The sequence below is a fragment of the Streptomyces sp. NPDC014889 genome (assembly GCF_043081205.1).
GTDB lineage: Bacteria > Actinomycetota > Actinomycetes > Streptomycetales > Streptomycetaceae > Streptomyces.
This window is the reverse complement of the sequence record NZ_JBIBWH010000001.1, coordinates 87,535-102,344: the sequence shown is the minus strand read 5'-3', so window position 1 is coordinate 102,344 and position 14,810 is coordinate 87,535. Positions and strand designations below refer to the sequence as shown.

Genomic DNA, 14,810 nt, shown 5'->3' with positions numbered 1-14,810 from the left:
GGCTATATTCGTTAGCGCAGCTACTTAGAGAATCTAACTAGCGTACGAAAGGCCCGGTGCATGAGCGACTCGCAGCTGTGGGACGACGTGGATGCCTACTTCACCACTCTGCTCTCCCCGGAGGACGAACCCCTTCAGGCCACGGTGCGCGACAGCGACGCGGAGGGCCTGCCGCACATCAACGTCACCGCGAACCAGGGCAAGCTGCTGCACCTCCTCGCCCAGGTCCAAGGCGCCCGCGCCATCCTGGAGATCGGCACGCTCGGCGGCTACAGCACCATCTGGCTGGCCCGCGCGCTGCCCGCCGACGGACGGCTGATCTCCCTGGAGTACGACCCCCGCCACGCCGACGTGGCCCGCCGCAACATCGCGCGCGCCGGTCTGGACCGGGTCGCCGAGGTGCGGGTGGGCCCCGCCCTGGAGTCGCTGCCCCAGCTCGCCGACGAGAACCCGCCGCCCTTCGACCTTGTCTTCATCGACGCCGACAAGGCCAACAACCAGCACTACGTGGAGTGGGCCCTGCGCCTGACCCGCACCGGCAGCCTGATCGTCCTGGACAACGTCGTACGCGGCGGCCACGTCACCGACCCCACCAGCACCGACCCGAGCGTGCTCGGCACCCGCGCCGCCCTCGAACTCGTCGCCGAGCACCCCAGGCTGGACGGCACGGCGATCCAGACGGTCGGCAGCAAGGGCCACGACGGCTTCGCGCTGGTGCGGGTGCTGGACTGACCGGAGCGACCGGCCGGGGCCGCGCCTACTCCTCCGTCGCCCCGGCGGTGCTCACACCTCGTGGAAGAACCCGACGTTGACGCTGCGCGGACTCGTACGGTCCTGCACGACGATGTCGCCGGAGCCGCCCCGGGGCAGCGCGACGGTCCCGCCGTAGACGAGCGGCTCGGTGTGCTCGCCGAGGGTCAGCCGGACCTCGGAGGAGGGCTCGGGCTGGGAGCCGCGCAGCCAGGTGACCTGCCAGGTCCCGTCGGCCGCGCACAGGAACTCCAGGTGGACCCGGGAGACGAACAGCCAGTCGTCGGGTGTCACCAGGCGGCAGACGGCCGGGTCCCGGCCCACCCGCAGCGCGGCGCCCGGCTCGCTGGGAGCGTCGGCCATGAGCATCCCGGCCGTGGCGCCCGCGTCCGTCCCGGAGACGGAGGCCATGGTCAGTTCGAGCACGTGGGTTCTCCCTGTTCGGCGACGTCCTTCGCGCGGCGGCCGGATTGCCCCACCGCCGCCGAATGATAAAACGCCCGACGGGGCCACGTCCGGCACAATGGACCCATGACCGAGCGAAAGCCACCCGGTGTTCCGTTCGGCTCCTGGGTCGAAAAGCAGATCCGCGATGCGCAGGGGCGTGGAGAGTTCGACCGCCTGCCGGGCGCGGGCAAGCCGTTGCCGGACGACATGACGTACGACGAGCTGTGGTGGGTCAAGCGGAAGATGGCCCGCGAGGGCCTGTCCTGCCTGCCGCCGTCGCTCGCCCTGCGCAAGCAGGCCGAGGACGCGCTCGCGGCGGCCCTCGCGGCCCCCTCGGAGCGGGTCGCCCGCGCCGTCATCGCGGACATCAACACGAAGATCCTCGACATGATGCTGAAGCCGCCGCCGGGCCCGCCGCTGGGCCTGAAGCGGTACGACGTCGAGGAGGTAGTCCAGGAGTGGCGGACGCGGCGGGCGGCAGCCGAGTAGGCGCCGTCCTCCCACCGCGCTTTAACCGCTTGCGCCCGCCCCTCTCGGCGTCCCCACAATGTCGGTCGTGACCTGGACCATCGCCCCGGAACCCGTCAACTCCCCCGCGGCCGCCGCACTGTGGCGCGCGTACTACACGGAGGTCAGCGACCGCTGGTACCTGCTGCACGAGGGACACCGCACCGACCCCGCCGAGCTCGAACGGGAGATCGCCGCCCGGACGGGCACCGAACTCGTCCCGCCCGCCGGGCAGTTGCTCCTCGCACGGTACGACGGCAGCCCGGCCGGCACCGCGGGCGTACGGCTGCTGGACGCGGAACGGGCCGAACTCACACGCGTGTTCCTGCGCGAGGAGACGCGCGGCAAGGGCGGCGCCGCGCTGCTGGTCGCCGCGGCCGAGAACGCCGCCCGCGCGCTCGGCGCCCGCCGGATGGTCCTCGACACCCGCAGCGACCTCGTGGAGGCCCGCGCCCTGTACGCCCGGCTCGGCTACACGGAGACCACCCCGCACAACAACGACCCGTACGCCGAGCACTGGTTCGGCAAGTCCCTGCGCTGAGCCTCCGTCTCCCACGGCGAACTGGACCCGGTCCACACGCTGGACCTCGGCGGCGGCCCGGCAACCATGGCTGAGCGAACAGCGGGTGACCGCCGGCCGCGGACTCACGTGGGGCGGGGAGCCGGGCGCCGGCTGTCCTGCGGGCGTTCCCGGTCCGGCCGCTCCCGATCCGACCCGCACAGCTCCTCCGTCAGCTCCTTCACGAGCTGCACCAGGTCGGTCGGCCGCTCCGGGCCCCACCAGTCGCCGAGCAGTCCGGCGAGCGACTCCTCCCGGGCGCGCGCCAGACGCTCGGCGGCCTCCAGGCCCGCGTCGGTCAGTACGAGGTCCACACCGCGGCGCTCGCCGAGGTGCCGTTCCTCGACCTGGCGGGTGGCCCCGATGATGGCACTCAGCGGGAGGGTGCTGCGCTCGGCCAGCAGGGCGGGCTCCACCCAGCCGAACTTCTTGATCCGCAGCACCAGCCAGCTCGCCGCGGGGTCGAGGTCGTAGCCCGCCCGCACGGTGATCTCCCGGTAGATCTCGCGCCGTCCCTCGCGGGTGCCCAGCACGGACAGCGCCCGGCACACCTCGTCGTACGAGGACCGTTCGACCGGGTTGGTGGCGTACGTCTCCGTCACGTCGGGGGCCGTGACCGAGCCGCGCAGCCGGTCCTCCTTCAGGAACCAGGCCAGCAGGAAGCCGAGGAGGGCGACCGGGGCGGCGTAGACGAAGACGTCGGTGATCGCGGACGCGTACGCGTGCAGGGCCGCGGGGCGCAGCGCGGCCGGCAGGGCGGCGATGCCGCGCGGATCGGACTTCAGCGTGCTCGCCGACACCCCGGACGGCAGCGGCACGCCCTTGAAGGCGGCGTTCAGTTTGTCGCCGAGGCGGCTCGCGAAGACCGTACCGAAGATGGCCACGCCGAAGGAGGCGCCGATGGAACGGAAGAAGGTGGCGCCGGAGGTGGCGACACCCAGGTCCTCGTAGCTGACGGCGTTCTGCACGATGAGGACGAGCACCTGCATGACCAGGCCGAGGCCCACGCCGAAGACGAAGAAGCAGATGCTCATCACGACCGTCGAGCTGTGCTCGTCGAGCTGGTGCAGCAGGAGCAGGCCGATCGCGGTGACGGCGGTGCCCACGACGGGGAACACCTTCCAGCGGCCGGTGCGGCTGACGATCTGCCCGGAACCGGTGGAGGCCGACAGCATGCCCACCACCATCGGCAGCATGTGCACGCCGGACACCGTCGGCGAGATGCCCCGCACGACCTGGAGGAACGTCGGCAGGTAGGTCATCGCGCCGAACATGGCGAAGCCGACGATGAAGCTGATGACCGCGGAGAGGGAGAACGTGCGGATGCCGAACAGCTTCAGCGGCAGCACCGGCTCGGCCGCCCTCCGCTCCACGGCGAGGAACGCGAGGACGAGCACGACGCCGACCACCGCCAGGCCGATGATCTGCGGCGAGCCCCAGCCCCAGGTGGTGCCGCCGAGCGAGGCGACCAGCACCAGGCAGGTGGCGACGGAGGCGATGAGGAGGGTGCCGAGGTAGTCGATGACGTGCCGCTGCGAACGGGGCGAGATGCGCAGGGCGGCGGCGATCACGGCGAGCGCGACCATGCCGACGGGGATGTTGACGTAGAACACCCAGCGCCAGCTCAGGTGCTGGGTGAACAGCCCGCCGAGCAGTGGCCCGAGCACACTGGTCGTGCCGAACACCGCGCCGAACAGGCCCTGGTAGCGGCCGCGTTCGCGGGGCGAGACGACATCGCCGACGATCGCCATCGACAGCACCATCAGCCCGCCGCCGCCCAGGCCCTGCAGGGCCCGGAACCCGATCAGCTCGGGCATGTTCCGCGCCATGCCGCACAGCGCGGAACCGATCAAAAAGATCACGATCGCGGTCTGGAAGAGCTTCTTGCGCCCGTACTGGTCACCGAGCTTGCCCCACAGCGGAGTAGCGGCGGTCGACGCCAGCAGATAGGCCGTGACCACCCAGGACAGATGCTCCAGGCCGCCGAGGTCGCTGACGATGGTGGGCAGCGCGGTCGACACGATGGTCTGGTCGAGCGCGGCCAGCAGCATGCCGAGGAGCAGTGCGCCGATCGACACGAGGACATTGCCCGGCACTTGTGCGGGCGCAGCGGCGTCACCGGGTGGCGCCCCCGCATCCTGTGGACCGGGCGGGCCCGGCGGGCCCTGCCCCGGCTTCGGACCGTGCCCGGCCTTCGGCCCCTGCTCGGCCTGCGGGGCCTGCGGGGACGCGGGGACGGCCGACGACGGCCGGTCGCCGCCCGGGACACCGCCCGGGGCGTCGCCCGTCGTCCCCGTCATGCCGGTCCTGCCGTGCCCATCGCCGGCCATGGAGTCCTCCCGACGCTCTCGTGACATCTCCCATCGTCATCGGTGTGTCCAGTTATGGCCTGTTGAGTCCTCCCGGAAGCCGCCATTCCGGGGGCCCTTCGGGGAGAAGGTGTGTGGAGGATCTGCATAATCCTTGGAGTTCGCACGGGAGGGGACCGACGCGTGGAAGAGCGGAAGGGGCATGTCTGCCCCGAGTGCGGGATGCCCCGGGGCTTGGACGACACCCCGTCATGCGCCTGCGGAAGCCGGGCGTCGGACGCTCTCCGCAACACCCGAACGGCCGAGGCCGCGGCGGCGGAGGACTTCAATCCACTGCGGATACGGCCGTACGTGGACATCGAGGAGCCACCGGCGCCGACGGGCACGGCGCTGGAGGGCGCCCTGACGGAGGGCGCGCCGGCGGGGGCCGCTGAAACCGCCGGGGCCGCCGGAGTCGAGGGAGCAGTCGGAACAGCCGAAGCCGCCGAAGCCGCTGCGGCAGGCGCGCCCCCGGAAGCCACCGGAGCCGCCGGAGCCGCGGCAACCACCGGGGCGACTGGCGCCACCGAAGTCCCCAGGGCCACCGAGGCCCCCGGGGCCACCGGGCAGGGGCCGCAGTCCGCCTCCCCCGCCGACGCCACGATGGCGTTGCGGGCGCTGCCCGCCGAGGCCGCGGGGGCCGCGTCGGCACGAGGGACCGCGCCCGCTGACAAGCAGACGGGACAGCAGGGCACCCCCGCCGATCCCACGATGGCGCTACGGGCCCTCCCCGCACAGCCGCCGACTCGCACCACTCCACCCGCGCCCGGCCTGTTCCCACCGCCGCCGGGTGAACCGAGCACGGCCGACGTGAGCATGTTCGACACGACGACGGCGGCGGACCCTGCTGCCGCCCGGGGGCCGGCCGCCGCCGACACCGAGGGCCCCGAGGCTCGACCGGGCCGGGCGGGCGCCCGGCGCGGCGGCCGGCGCACCCGCCCCGCCGTCGTGGTCGCCGCCGGCGCGGCCGTGGTCACGATCGTGGCGGGGGCGGGGTTCGCGAGCGGACTGTTCTCCTACGAGTCGCCCGAGCGGGACCATGCCTCCCGTCAGGTACGGGAGAGCGTGCCGGACGCGTGGGTGGAGACGCCCACGGCGTCGGCGTCGGCGTCGACGGCGACCGCGCCGTCGTACGCGCCGTCGGCCCCGGCGGCGGCGAACGAGTCGCCGGCGCCCGGCGCGAGCGCCTCGCCGTCCGCGTCCGCCTCGGCGTCGGGGACGGCGGAGCCGTCGCCGTCCGGATCCGAGGCCGGGAACGCTCCTGCCCCGGGTTCGGAGTCGGCCGGACCGACGGAGACGGCGACGGCCTTGCGCGAAAGCGCCCCGGCGGCCCCGGCACCGGTGCTGCGCCGCGGCGACCAGGGCGCCGAGGTGACCGGACTCCAGCTACGGCTGGGCCAGTTGTTCCTCTTCCCGGGGAAGGTCGACGGCGTCTTCAGCCGCAGGCTGGAGAATTCCGTACGCGCGTACCAATGGACCCGCGGCATCAGCGCCGACGAACCCGGGGTGTACGGACCGGCGACGAGGGCGCGCCTGGAGTCGGAGACAAAGGCACCCTGAGCCGACCCGGCCCGAACGAGCCCCTAGGCGACGTGCAGCCGGACGCTCCCGTCGCCGAGGGTCTCGACCCGCACCTGGGTCAGGTCCCGCACGACGGCGTCCGGCCGGTGGAACCCGGCGCGCGGACCGACCCCGATCACCCGCATGCCCGCGGCGCGGCCGGCCGCGATCCCGGCTCCGGAGTCCTCGAAGACCACGCAGTCGGCGGGCGCGACACCCAGTTCGGCGGCGCCCTTGAGGAAGCCCTCGGGGTCGGGCTTGCTCGCCCCGACGGACTCGGCGGTGACGCGCACGTCGGGCAGCGCCAGGCCGGCGGCGGCCATCCGGGCCGTGGAGAGGGCCACGTCGGCGGAGGTGACGAGGGCGTGCGGCACGTCCCGCAGCCCCGCGAGGAACTCCGCCGCCCCGGGGATCGGGATCACGCCGTCCATGTCCGAGGTCTCCTCGGCCAGCATGCGCGCGTTGTCGGCGAGGTTCCGCTCCACGGGCCGGTCCGGCAGCAGCAGCGCCATCGAGGCGTGCCCCTGACGACCGTGGACGACCTTCATCACCTCGTCGCCGTCCAGCCCGTGCCGGTCGGCCCAGCGACGCCAGATCCGCTCGACGACGGCGTCGGAATTGACGAGGGTGCCGTCCATGTCCAGCAGGAGGGCGCGGGCGGTGAACACGGCGGTGGCCGTCATCGGCAGACTCCAAGACACGGCGAAGGGGGCGTGGGAGCACGCCCCGAAGAAACAAGGCGGCCCCGTCCACCGGTCAGGGAAAGCGGACGGGAGCCACTTTGTTTCCCCACGGTACAAAACATCCCGGCATCCCGCCACCACGCCTCCGACCTGAAGCGAGGACGAAGCCTGGGAAGAGGCCCAGTGGGTGGCTGAACGGGGGAAGGTGCGGGAGCGCAGGGGCAAAGCCCCCGCCGGGCCCGGGGCGGGTGGGACAGCAGGGGTGCAGGGGGCAGAGCCCCCGCCGGGGCCCGGGGCAGAGCCCCACGGCGGGGCCCCCTCACCCACCGAGACGGGCGGGCGGGAACCGGGGGCGCAGGGGGCGAAGCCCCCGCCGGGGCCCGGGGCAGAGCCCCACGGCAGGACCCCCTCACCCACCGAGACGGGCGGGCGGGAACCGGGGGCACAGGGGGCAGAGCCCCCGCCGGGGCCCGGGGCAGAGCCCCACGGCAGGACCCCCTCACCCACCGAGACGGGCGGGCGGGAACCGGGGGCACAGGAGGCAAAGCCCCCGCCGGGGCCCGGGGCAGAGCCCCACGGCAGGACCCCCTCACCCACCGAGACGGGCGGGCGGGAACCGGGGGCATAGGAGGCAAAGCCCCCGCCGGGGTCTGGGGCGGAGCCCCAGGACGGGCCCCTCAGCCCACCGAGACGGGCGGGCGGGTGGGAAACCGGGGGCACAGGGGCGCAGCACGCCGCGCGGAGCCGACCGTCACGCCACCGCCTCCCACAGCCCCCACACCCCCAACCCCACCATCACCAACGCCGCCACCTTGGTGATCAACGCCAACGGCACGCGCCGCATCAACGCCCTGCCCCCCACGATCCCCAGTCCCGCCACCGCCCACAGCGCCAGCACCGCCCCCACCCCGACCGACAGCGGATCGTCGTAGCGAGCCGCGAGATTCGCCGTCATGATCTGTGTGAGGTCACCGAACTCCGCGACCAGGATCAGCATGAACCCGGTCCCCGCGACCTTCCAGAAGGACTGGTCCTCAGGCCGCCGGACCTCCTCCTCACCGTCCCCCTTCTTGAGCAGCAGCACGGCCGCGCCACCGAGGAACAGCACACCCGTGAGCGCGTGCACGATCCGCTGCGGCAGCAGTGTCAGCACACTGCCGGCCGCCACAGCCAGCACCACATGGAGAAGAAACGCGGCGGCGACACCGGCGAAGACGTACGAGGCCCGGTACCGCGTACCGAGGACGAGCCCCGCGAGTGCCGTCTTGTCCGGCAGCTCCGCGAGGAAGACGACGCCGAAGACGAGCGCCAGGACGCTGAAGGTGATCACTGTTCCTCAATCGGTCGGGGCCACCCCGCCGAGAGTGCTGCGACTGCTGCGATAAGACGCCTCGGCAGGGCAGCACACGGTTCACCCCTGCCGTACGGCACGGGCGTGCACTGCTTACCGAAGGTCTCGCTGGCCGGCCTCGCTCACGAGGCCCGCCTCCGGGCGCCGGCTCAGCCGAGCTGAGCAGTATGTCGACGGTCCGGCGAAGAGCTACTCCCCTTCCGCGCCCCCCATCGTACGCGACCGCCCGCACGCCCCGGCCGGCACCGAGATCCACATCACAGCGAGGAGCAAGTCCAGTCACACCCCTTGCCGTGTCATGCGCACGTCACTAACTTCTCACCGCACGCTCACCCGCCCGCAACACTGCGCGGCGAGCATTCCCTCGCCTCCCCCTGCTCGCAGGCAACGCCCCTCACCCCCAAGGGAGTTCACATGTCCCGCAGATTCAAGCTCTACGCGCGTCAACGACTCAGCATAGTCGCGGCGATCACCGGACTCATAGCCTCCATAGGCCTGTTGAACGGTCCGACCGCCTCCGCGGCCCTCCCCACCCCCGTCAGCGCGGCCACCGCCCGCACCTACCTGGCCTCCCTCACCGTGGCAGCCGAGAACCGCACCGGCTACGACCGCGCCCTCTTCCCGCACTGGATCACGATCAGCGGCAAGTGCGACACCCGCGAGACGGTCCTCAAGCGGGACGGCTCGAACGTCGTCACCGACGCCAACTGCGCCGCCACCAGCGGCAACTGGACCTCCCCGTACGACGGCGTCACCACCACCGTCTCCTCCGGCTTCGACATCGACCACCTCGTGCCGCTCGCCGAGGCCTGGGACTCCGGCGCGAGCAAGTGGACCACCGCCCAGCGCCAGGCGTTCGCCAACGACCTGACCCGCCCCCAGCTGATCGCGGTGTCGGCCAGCTCCAACCGGTCCAAGGGCGACAAGGACCCGGCCGAGTGGATGCCGACCCAGACCTCGTACCGCTGCACCTACGTCCGCGCCTGGGTGCAGGTGAAGTACTACTACAACCTCTCCGTCGACACGGCGGAGAAGAGCGCGCTCCAGAACTACCTCGCCGGCTGCTGATCCCCGGCGTCCCCACCCGCCTCCGTCGCCCCGCACCACCAGGGCGGCGGAGGCCGACCGGACCGCCACCGAACCCTCCGGACCGTCCCCAAGCCCTCCCTTTCCTTCACATACACCCCCGGTGAAACTTCTGTCACACTCCGGGCGTACGCTGTATAGGTTTCACAGGCCGCTTCTGCCGCTCCCGCGCGACACCGCGGCACGGTCCGCGGTTCACGGGGGTGACGGGGGGAGTTCCGGTGCTGGAGACTATGGCGAGGGTGGGGGCACTCACCGGCACTCCATGGATCTACGTCATGGTGGCCGCTTCCGTGTTGCTGGACGTGTTCCTGCCGGTCCTGCCCAGCGGCGTGCTGATAGTGACGGCCGCCACGGCGGCGGCCGCGGGCACCGGCGCGGCGACCGGGCGCGTCCCGCAGAACGTGCCCGACATCCTGGCCCTGACCCTCTGCGCGGCGACGGCATCCGTACTGGGCGACCTCGTCGCCTACCGCCTGGCCCGGCACGGCGGCGAGCGCCTCGACCGCGCGATCTCCCGCTCCAGGCGGCTGAGCAGGGCGCAGGAACGGCTCGGCACGGCCCTGTCCCGGGGCGGCGGCGCACTGGTCGTCCTCGCCCGCTTCGCACCGGCCGGCCGCTCGGTGGTCTCCTTCAGCGCCGGCGCCGCTCACCGCCGGGTCCGCGAGTTCCTGCCCTGGTCCGCGCTGGCCGGCCTGTCCTGGGCGACCTACAGCGTGGCCCTCGGCTACTTCGGCACCCGCTGGCTGGGCACAGCCTGGCTGGCGACCTGCGTATCGGTGGCGGCACTCTTCGCGGCGGGCGCGGGAGCGGCCTACCTGATGCGCCGCCCGCCGAAGCCGGCCGAGGCCCCGTAGGCGCAAACGCCGACAGGCACCCCACCCGGCGCCCACCGGTCACCCACCACCGGACCGCACCCGCCCCCGCACTTCCAGCCCCGCCAGCAACTCCTGCGTGGCCTGCGCGACCGCGTCGACCGCCCGGTCGAAGACGTCCTGGTTGTGCGCGGCAGGCGCCCGGAACCCCGAGACCTTCCGCACGTACTGCAACGCGGCCGCGCGGATCTCCTCCTCGGTCGCCTCCTCGGGCAACGCGGGCGGGCGCAGTGTCTTGATGCTCCGGCACATGCCCCCAGTGTCACCACGCCCCGCGCGCCCCGCGCAAGCACCCCGGCGACCTTGAAGCGACTTCGAACGCATGAACCCACCCCATTGCGCTCGCGCCCCAAATTCGAACAGGCGTAGCATTGCACCGTGGGTACGCGCTATGACTTCCCGAGTGACCTCCTCGCCGGTCAGGAGGAACTGCACCAGGTCCGGGCCGAACTGGCGGCCCTGCTCAAGCGGCTGCCCTGGTCGGTCGAACCGCTGGACGGGTTCAGCGACGACGGCGGCTGGCGCAAGGTGGAGCGCCCGGCCTCACCGGGCTGGACGCCCGACGAACAGGCCGCGGTGGAAAAGCTCCGCCGCCGCGAGCACGAACTCGCGGTGTTCGTCAGCACCCACCGCTATTGGTCGGACCTCCCCGGCCCGGACGGCGTCACCGCCCGCAGCCACCTGAAACACGCCCACGAACCTCCGGAGCCCGAGGGCGAGACGCCGCCCTCGACCGCCTGAACACGGGTTTGCGGGACAGCTCCCCCAGCAAGGTAGGCTGTCGACTCGTCCGGGTGCGTAGCTCAGGGGTAGAGCGCCTGCCTTACAAGCAGGATGTCGGCGGTTCGAAACCGTCCGCGCCCACCGTTTGCGGTACATGGCCGCAGTGCACGACGAGGGCCCAGTTCCACGGGTGACACCCGTGGAACTGGGCCCTCGTCGTGTCAACGGAACCGGCGCTGCGGGGGTTTACCCCACCCCCCGTCCGGTAGCACGCCGGATTCTCCGGGGCGGGGCTTCTTTCTACGGTCTTCACAGAGCCGTGGGGGCTCGTCGTCCGTCGTCAGGGGGAGATCGTCATGTCCCGTTCCGTGCCCGCTCGTGTCGCCGCCGTCGCCGGGGTCGTCGTGGTGCTCGTCGCCACGGCCACGGCCTGCGGGGGCTCCGCCGAGGACGACACCAGTCCCGAGCGGCGCTCGTTCGCGGTGCACGGGGACACCCTGACCGTCGACTCGGACGACTCGGCGCTGGAGATCGTCTCCGGCGGTTCGGCGAAGGCGGGGGCCGTGGGGGTCACCCGGTGGTTCCGCGGGTCCGTGCTGATCGGGGACGATCCGCGGGTGACCTGGTCCATGAAGGACGACCGGCTGGTGCTGCGGCTGAAGTGCTCGGGGATCGTCGCCGACTGCTCCGCCAAGCACCGGATCGAGGTCCCGCGCGGGATCGCCGTGAAGGTCGAAGACCGCGACGGCAGTGTGCGGGCGCGCGGGTTCAAGGACGCGCTGAGCATCCGTACCGGCGACGGGTCCGTGCACGTCACCGACTCCACCGGGCCCCTGGAGCTGCGCTCGGGCGACGGGTCCGTACGGGCCGAGGTCTCCTCGCGCCGGGTGCGGGCCACCACAGGCGACGGCTCGATCCGCCTGGAGCTGGGCGCAGTGCCGGACCTGGTGGAGACCAGGTCCGGGGACGGCTCCGTCGGCATCACGCTGCCGCACTCCGCGTACCGGGTGACGACGAAGACCGGCGACGGCTCGGTGAACGTCTCCGTGCCCCGGGACGACGCCGGTTCCCACGTGGTGTCCGCGACCACCGGCGACGGAGGGATCACAGTTCGTACGGCTGCCTGACCGGCCCGTGTGTTCGTCCGCCGTGAATGGGAGAATGACCACACGCATGGCGGACCACAGCACGGGAGAGGGATGTGACGGCGACACCGGCGACCCCCGCACAGCCGCACTCGCCGTATGCACGGCCCCGGCCTCGGAGCGCCTGTCCGAGTCCGGCGCGCGCCACGGCCGCCCGTGAGGTCCGTGACGTCCTCGTGCTGATGGGCCTGCCCGTGCTCGCCCTGCTCGCGCTGCCGGCCGCCTTCGCGGGCGGCGGCACCCGGCGCTGGTTCGGGGGGCGGGCCGAGACGCAGCGGGCCGAGGCGCAGGCCGCCAAGGACGCCGCCGCGGCGGCCTTCTACGAGCTGGACACCGCCCAGCGCGATCTGCGGATCTCGATCGAGACGATCGCGGCGGTCGACGACTCCCCCGCCGCCCGGCGCGCGATCGACGAGTTCGAGGCGTTCGGGCGGCGCATCGACGAGGTCAGTCAGCGTTATATCCAGGCCGTCGACGCCCAGGACCTGGACCGCGACGACCTGGAGGCCTCCGTCGCCTCCCGGGCGCGTGTCGACCTGACCGCCGCCAAGGACGAACTGCTGGGCGTCAAGAGGGAGCTGGACCGTTTCGGCAGTGGCCTCGGACCGCTGCTCGGCAAGGCCGAGACCCAACTGGCCCGGGTGGCGCCCGCCGTTGAGCGCGCCCGGCAGGCCCTGAGCGCCGCCGCCGGCGCGCTGGACGACGCCCGTGGGTCCGGACTCGGGGCGGACGGCCTGGCCGCCCGGCTCGCCGCGCTCTCCCCCGAGCTGACCAGGCTCAACCAGGGCGCGGGACAGCACGGTGTGCAGCCGACGCTGGAGCGCGCCGAGCGGGTGGCGCGGGAGGCGGAGGCGATCCGGGCGGAGGCGGTGCGGCTGCCGGAGCAGGCCGCCGAGATCGATCACCGGCTGGTGTCGTTGCGCACCCGGGCGCAGGCGCTCAGTACGCGCGCCGGGCAGGTGGAGCCGGTGCTCAGCGAGCTGCGGCGGCGGTTCACGGTCGCCTGCTGGCAGGATCTTCAGCAGGTTCCGGAGCAGGCCGCCGGGAGTGTGCGGGAGGCGGAGGCGAAGCTCCGGGAGGCGCGGGCCGCGCGGGACGCCCAGCGCTGGCCGGACGCGACGGCGCTGCTGTCGACGGTACGGGCGCTGCTGAACACCACGGACGAGGCGGTGTCGGCCGCCGGGGACCGGCTGCGGCGGCTGAACGAGGTGCAGAAGGACCCGCAGGCGGAGATCGAGCGGACCCGGTTCGCGATCAGGGACGCGCAGCGGCTGGCCATGTCGGGCCGTACGACGCCGGATCCGCGGCACGCCGGCCCGCTGGACGACTCGGTGGGCCGGCTCGAGCGGGCGGTGGCGACGCTGGAGGGCCGCCATCCCGACTACTGGCACTTCCTGACGGAGACCGAGGCGGTACGGCAGACGGTGGCCGCGGTGGTGGCCCGGATCCGCGGGGAGCGGGGAGCCGGCCACTGACGGCCCGCTCCCCGCTCCCGGGGGTCACCGGTCAGGTGCGGTAGGCGTAGTAGTACGCGTCCGGGTAGGAGGCGATGATGCTCGCCACCGACCTGTTGTAGGTGTTGGTGGAGTGGTACGACAGATACGGCACGCCCTGCGCGGTGCGGGATGTGACGATCATGGAGTGGTCCTTGGACCCGTCCCGGTTGAAGTCCACCTGGAGCACGTCGCCGACGTCCATCTGGTAGACGTTGGCGAGGCTGGTGACCCGCTTCGAGGACAGGGCGAACCAGGAGAACTCGTTGACGCCGACGAACGAGTCCGACTGGATCTCGGCGTTGCCGAACCACTTGTGGAAGTCGTACGTGTAGCCGGGTTCGTGCTTCCAGCCACCCGCCTTGAGGGACTGGCTGACGAAGTTGGTGCAGTCGCCGCCGGCCCCTGCCCCGTTGAAGTCGGGGTACTCGGGGTTGTAGTTGTTCCAGTACTTCGTGGCGTACGCCGCCATGGCCTTGTAGTCGTAGGCCCCGCCGGTGAGGTTCTTCGGTGCGGCGGGCGGCTTCGTGGTGATGGCCGCGCGAGGGGCCACGGGCGGGTTGTCGCCGGCGGCGACGCCCGGTGCCGTGGTGGAGGGCGCCGGAGCCGCGGTGGTCGGAGCGGGGGTCGCCGGGGCCGTGGTGGACGGCTTGGTCGACGCCTTCGCGGTCGGTGCCGTGGTCGACGGCTTCGCGGTGGGCGGCGTGACGACGGACGGTTCGGCGACCTGGTTGACGGCGACGCCGTCGTCCGTGTCGCGGATGCCGGTCAGCTGCCAGTTGCCGCGCCCGTCGGCCTTGAACGTCAGCTCGTGGTGGGCCTGGAAGCCGGTGGTCTTCGGCTCGTTGCCGCGGATCTTCCGGTATGTCAGCGTCGTGGTCTCGGTGACGGCGACCTTGGCGTCGCGGCCCTTCACCTGGGTGGCGTCCAGCGACACGCTGGTCTTGGCGGCGCTGTACCTCTCACCCAGCTTCGCGAGCCGTGCCTTGCGGCCGCGCAGCCGGTCCAGTGCGGAGCTCTCCTGGCGCGACTGCGTGCCGGACAGGCGGACCTTGCCGGAGAAGCCGGAGGTCAGCCGGTGGCCGCGGGCCTTGCTGCTCGAACCGTCGTCCACCAGTGCCTGGGTGCGGTCGGTGAAGACCGCGTCGGCCAGCTTCTGGAAGGTGGCCCTGGTGGCCGCGTCCACCGTCGGGTCGTCGGTGACGGCCGCGCCGGCGCTCCAGTTGGGCACCAGCGCGACGCCGGCGACCAGGGAGGCGGCCGCCGCCGAGATTATGGTGGCG

15 protein-coding genes and 1 tRNA gene are annotated in these 14,810 nt (G+C 72.6%); 10 read left to right on the top strand and 6 right to left on the bottom strand.

Features of this window, described 5'->3' with window-relative positions:
- The first annotated feature begins 60 nt into the window (after window positions 1-60).
- Window positions 61-732, top strand: a complete 672-nt coding sequence (locus tag ACF09J_RS00465) for an O-methyltransferase (protein WP_392303155.1) — start codon at window positions 61-63, stop codon at window positions 730-732.
- Window positions 733-783: 51 nt separating this feature from the next.
- Here ACF09J_RS00465 and ACF09J_RS00460 read toward each other — a convergent pair whose 3' ends face one another.
- Window positions 784-1,176, bottom strand: coding sequence for a hypothetical protein (locus ACF09J_RS00460; protein WP_392303154.1), 393 nt, complete (start codon window positions 1,174-1,176; stop codon window positions 784-786).
- A 105-nt stretch (window positions 1,177-1,281) separates the two neighbouring features.
- Between ACF09J_RS00460 and ACF09J_RS00455 the strand changes: the two genes are divergently transcribed.
- Both ACF09J_RS00455 and ACF09J_RS00450 read left to right on the top strand, forming a co-directional pair.
- Entirely contained in the window at window positions 1,282-1,686 is a 405-nt protein-coding gene (locus ACF09J_RS00455) for a DUF1992 domain-containing protein (protein WP_392303153.1), read from the top strand.
- A 58-nt stretch (window positions 1,687-1,744) separates the two neighbouring features.
- Complete coding sequence (locus tag ACF09J_RS00450) at window positions 1,745-2,245, top strand: GNAT family N-acetyltransferase (RefSeq protein WP_392303152.1); 501 nt, start codon at window positions 1,745-1,747, stop codon at window positions 2,243-2,245.
- Window positions 2,246-2,349: 104 nt separating this feature from the next.
- Here the strand turns inward: ACF09J_RS00450 and ACF09J_RS00445 are convergent, their stop codons facing one another.
- Window positions 2,350-4,593, bottom strand: a complete 2,244-nt coding sequence (locus tag ACF09J_RS00445; protein ID WP_392303625.1) for a DHA2 family efflux MFS transporter permease subunit — start codon at window positions 4,591-4,593, stop codon at window positions 2,350-2,352.
- 330 nt (window positions 4,594-4,923) lie between these two features.
- Here ACF09J_RS00445 and ACF09J_RS00440 point away from each other — a divergent pair, with 330 nt between their 5' ends.
- The gene (locus ACF09J_RS00440) at window positions 4,924-6,171 is read left to right on the top strand and encodes a peptidoglycan-binding protein (protein ID WP_392303151.1); all 1,248 of its coding nucleotides are present in this window, start codon (window positions 4,924-4,926) and stop codon (window positions 6,169-6,171) included.
- 23 nt (window positions 6,172-6,194) lie between these two features.
- Here ACF09J_RS00440 and ACF09J_RS00435 read toward each other — a convergent pair whose 3' ends face one another.
- The gene (locus ACF09J_RS00435; RefSeq protein ID WP_392303150.1) at window positions 6,195-6,854 is read right to left on the bottom strand and encodes an HAD-IA family hydrolase; all 660 of its coding nucleotides are present in this window, start codon (window positions 6,852-6,854) and stop codon (window positions 6,195-6,197) included.
- A gap of 751 nt (window positions 6,855-7,605) precedes the next feature.
- Window positions 7,606-8,184: a TMEM165/GDT1 family protein gene (locus tag ACF09J_RS00430; RefSeq protein ID WP_392303149.1), complete on the bottom strand. Its 579-nt coding sequence runs from the start codon at window positions 8,182-8,184 to the stop codon at window positions 7,606-7,608.
- Window positions 8,185-8,619: 435 nt separating this feature from the next.
- Here ACF09J_RS00430 and ACF09J_RS00425 point away from each other — a divergent pair, with 435 nt between their 5' ends.
- Window positions 8,620-9,273, top strand: a complete 654-nt coding sequence (locus ACF09J_RS00425; RefSeq protein WP_392303148.1) for an HNH endonuclease family protein — start codon at window positions 8,620-8,622, stop codon at window positions 9,271-9,273.
- A 251-nt stretch (window positions 9,274-9,524) separates the two neighbouring features.
- A complete protein-coding gene (locus ACF09J_RS00420; protein ID WP_392303624.1) occupies window positions 9,525-10,148 on the top strand; it encodes a DedA family protein in 624 nt (207 codons plus the stop codon).
- Window positions 10,149-10,187: 39 nt separating this feature from the next.
- Here ACF09J_RS00420 and ACF09J_RS00415 read toward each other — a convergent pair whose 3' ends face one another.
- The gene (locus ACF09J_RS00415) at window positions 10,188-10,418 is read right to left on the bottom strand and encodes a DUF2277 domain-containing protein (RefSeq protein WP_392303147.1); all 231 of its coding nucleotides are present in this window, start codon (window positions 10,416-10,418) and stop codon (window positions 10,188-10,190) included.
- A gap of 126 nt (window positions 10,419-10,544) precedes the next feature.
- On the opposite strand from ACF09J_RS00415, the gene ACF09J_RS00410 reads away from it, so the two are divergent.
- The 4 genes from ACF09J_RS00410 to ACF09J_RS00395 all read left to right on the top strand — a co-directional run bounded on the left by ACF09J_RS00410 (window position 10,545) and on the right by ACF09J_RS00395 (window position 13,509).
- A complete protein-coding gene (locus tag ACF09J_RS00410) occupies window positions 10,545-10,907 on the top strand; it encodes a hypothetical protein (RefSeq protein WP_392303146.1) in 363 nt (120 codons plus the stop codon).
- A gap of 51 nt (window positions 10,908-10,958) precedes the next feature.
- Window positions 10,959-11,030 (top strand) — tRNA-Val (locus tag ACF09J_RS00405).
- Window positions 11,031-11,245: 215 nt separating this feature from the next.
- Window positions 11,246-12,016: a DUF4097 family beta strand repeat-containing protein gene (locus tag ACF09J_RS00400; RefSeq protein ID WP_392303145.1), complete on the top strand. Its 771-nt coding sequence runs from the start codon at window positions 11,246-11,248 to the stop codon at window positions 12,014-12,016.
- 74 nt (window positions 12,017-12,090) lie between these two features.
- The gene (locus ACF09J_RS00395; protein WP_392303144.1) at window positions 12,091-13,509 is read left to right on the top strand and encodes a hypothetical protein; all 1,419 of its coding nucleotides are present in this window, start codon (window positions 12,091-12,093) and stop codon (window positions 13,507-13,509) included.
- Between the two features lie 31 nt (window positions 13,510-13,540).
- On the opposite strand, the gene ACF09J_RS00390 is transcribed toward ACF09J_RS00395, so the two are convergent.
- Entirely contained in the window at window positions 13,541-14,779 is a 1,239-nt protein-coding gene (locus ACF09J_RS00390; RefSeq protein ID WP_392303623.1) for an amidase domain-containing protein, read from the bottom strand.
- Window positions 14,780-14,810 lie beyond the last annotated feature (31 nt).

What these genes read in the sequence shown, in the direction of transcription:
- ACF09J_RS00465 (WP_392303155.1), top strand. Translation starts at nt 61, where the DNA reads ATGAGCGACTCGCAGCTGTGGGACGACGTGGATGCCTACTTCACCACT.
- ACF09J_RS00455 (WP_392303153.1), top strand. Translation starts at nt 1,282, where the DNA reads ATGACCGAGCGAAAGCCACCCGGTGTTCCGTTCGGCTCCTGGGTCGAA.
- ACF09J_RS00450 (WP_392303152.1), top strand. Translation starts at nt 1,745, where the DNA reads ATGTCGGTCGTGACCTGGACCATCGCCCCGGAACCCGTCAACTCCCCC.
- ACF09J_RS00445 (WP_392303625.1), bottom strand. Translation starts at nt 4,593, where the DNA reads ATGGCCGGCGATGGGCACGGCAGGACCGGCATGACGGGGACGACGGGC.
- ACF09J_RS00435 (WP_392303150.1), bottom strand. Translation starts at nt 6,854, where the DNA reads ATGACGGCCACCGCCGTGTTCACCGCCCGCGCCCTCCTGCTGGACATG.
- ACF09J_RS00425 (WP_392303148.1), top strand. Translation starts at nt 8,620, where the DNA reads ATGTCCCGCAGATTCAAGCTCTACGCGCGTCAACGACTCAGCATAGTC.
- ACF09J_RS00420 (WP_392303624.1), top strand. Translation starts at nt 9,525, where the DNA reads ATGGCGAGGGTGGGGGCACTCACCGGCACTCCATGGATCTACGTCATG.
- ACF09J_RS00415 (WP_392303147.1), bottom strand. Translation starts at nt 10,418, where the DNA reads ATGTGCCGGAGCATCAAGACACTGCGCCCGCCCGCGTTGCCCGAGGAG.
- ACF09J_RS00400 (WP_392303145.1), top strand. Translation starts at nt 11,246, where the DNA reads ATGTCCCGTTCCGTGCCCGCTCGTGTCGCCGCCGTCGCCGGGGTCGTC.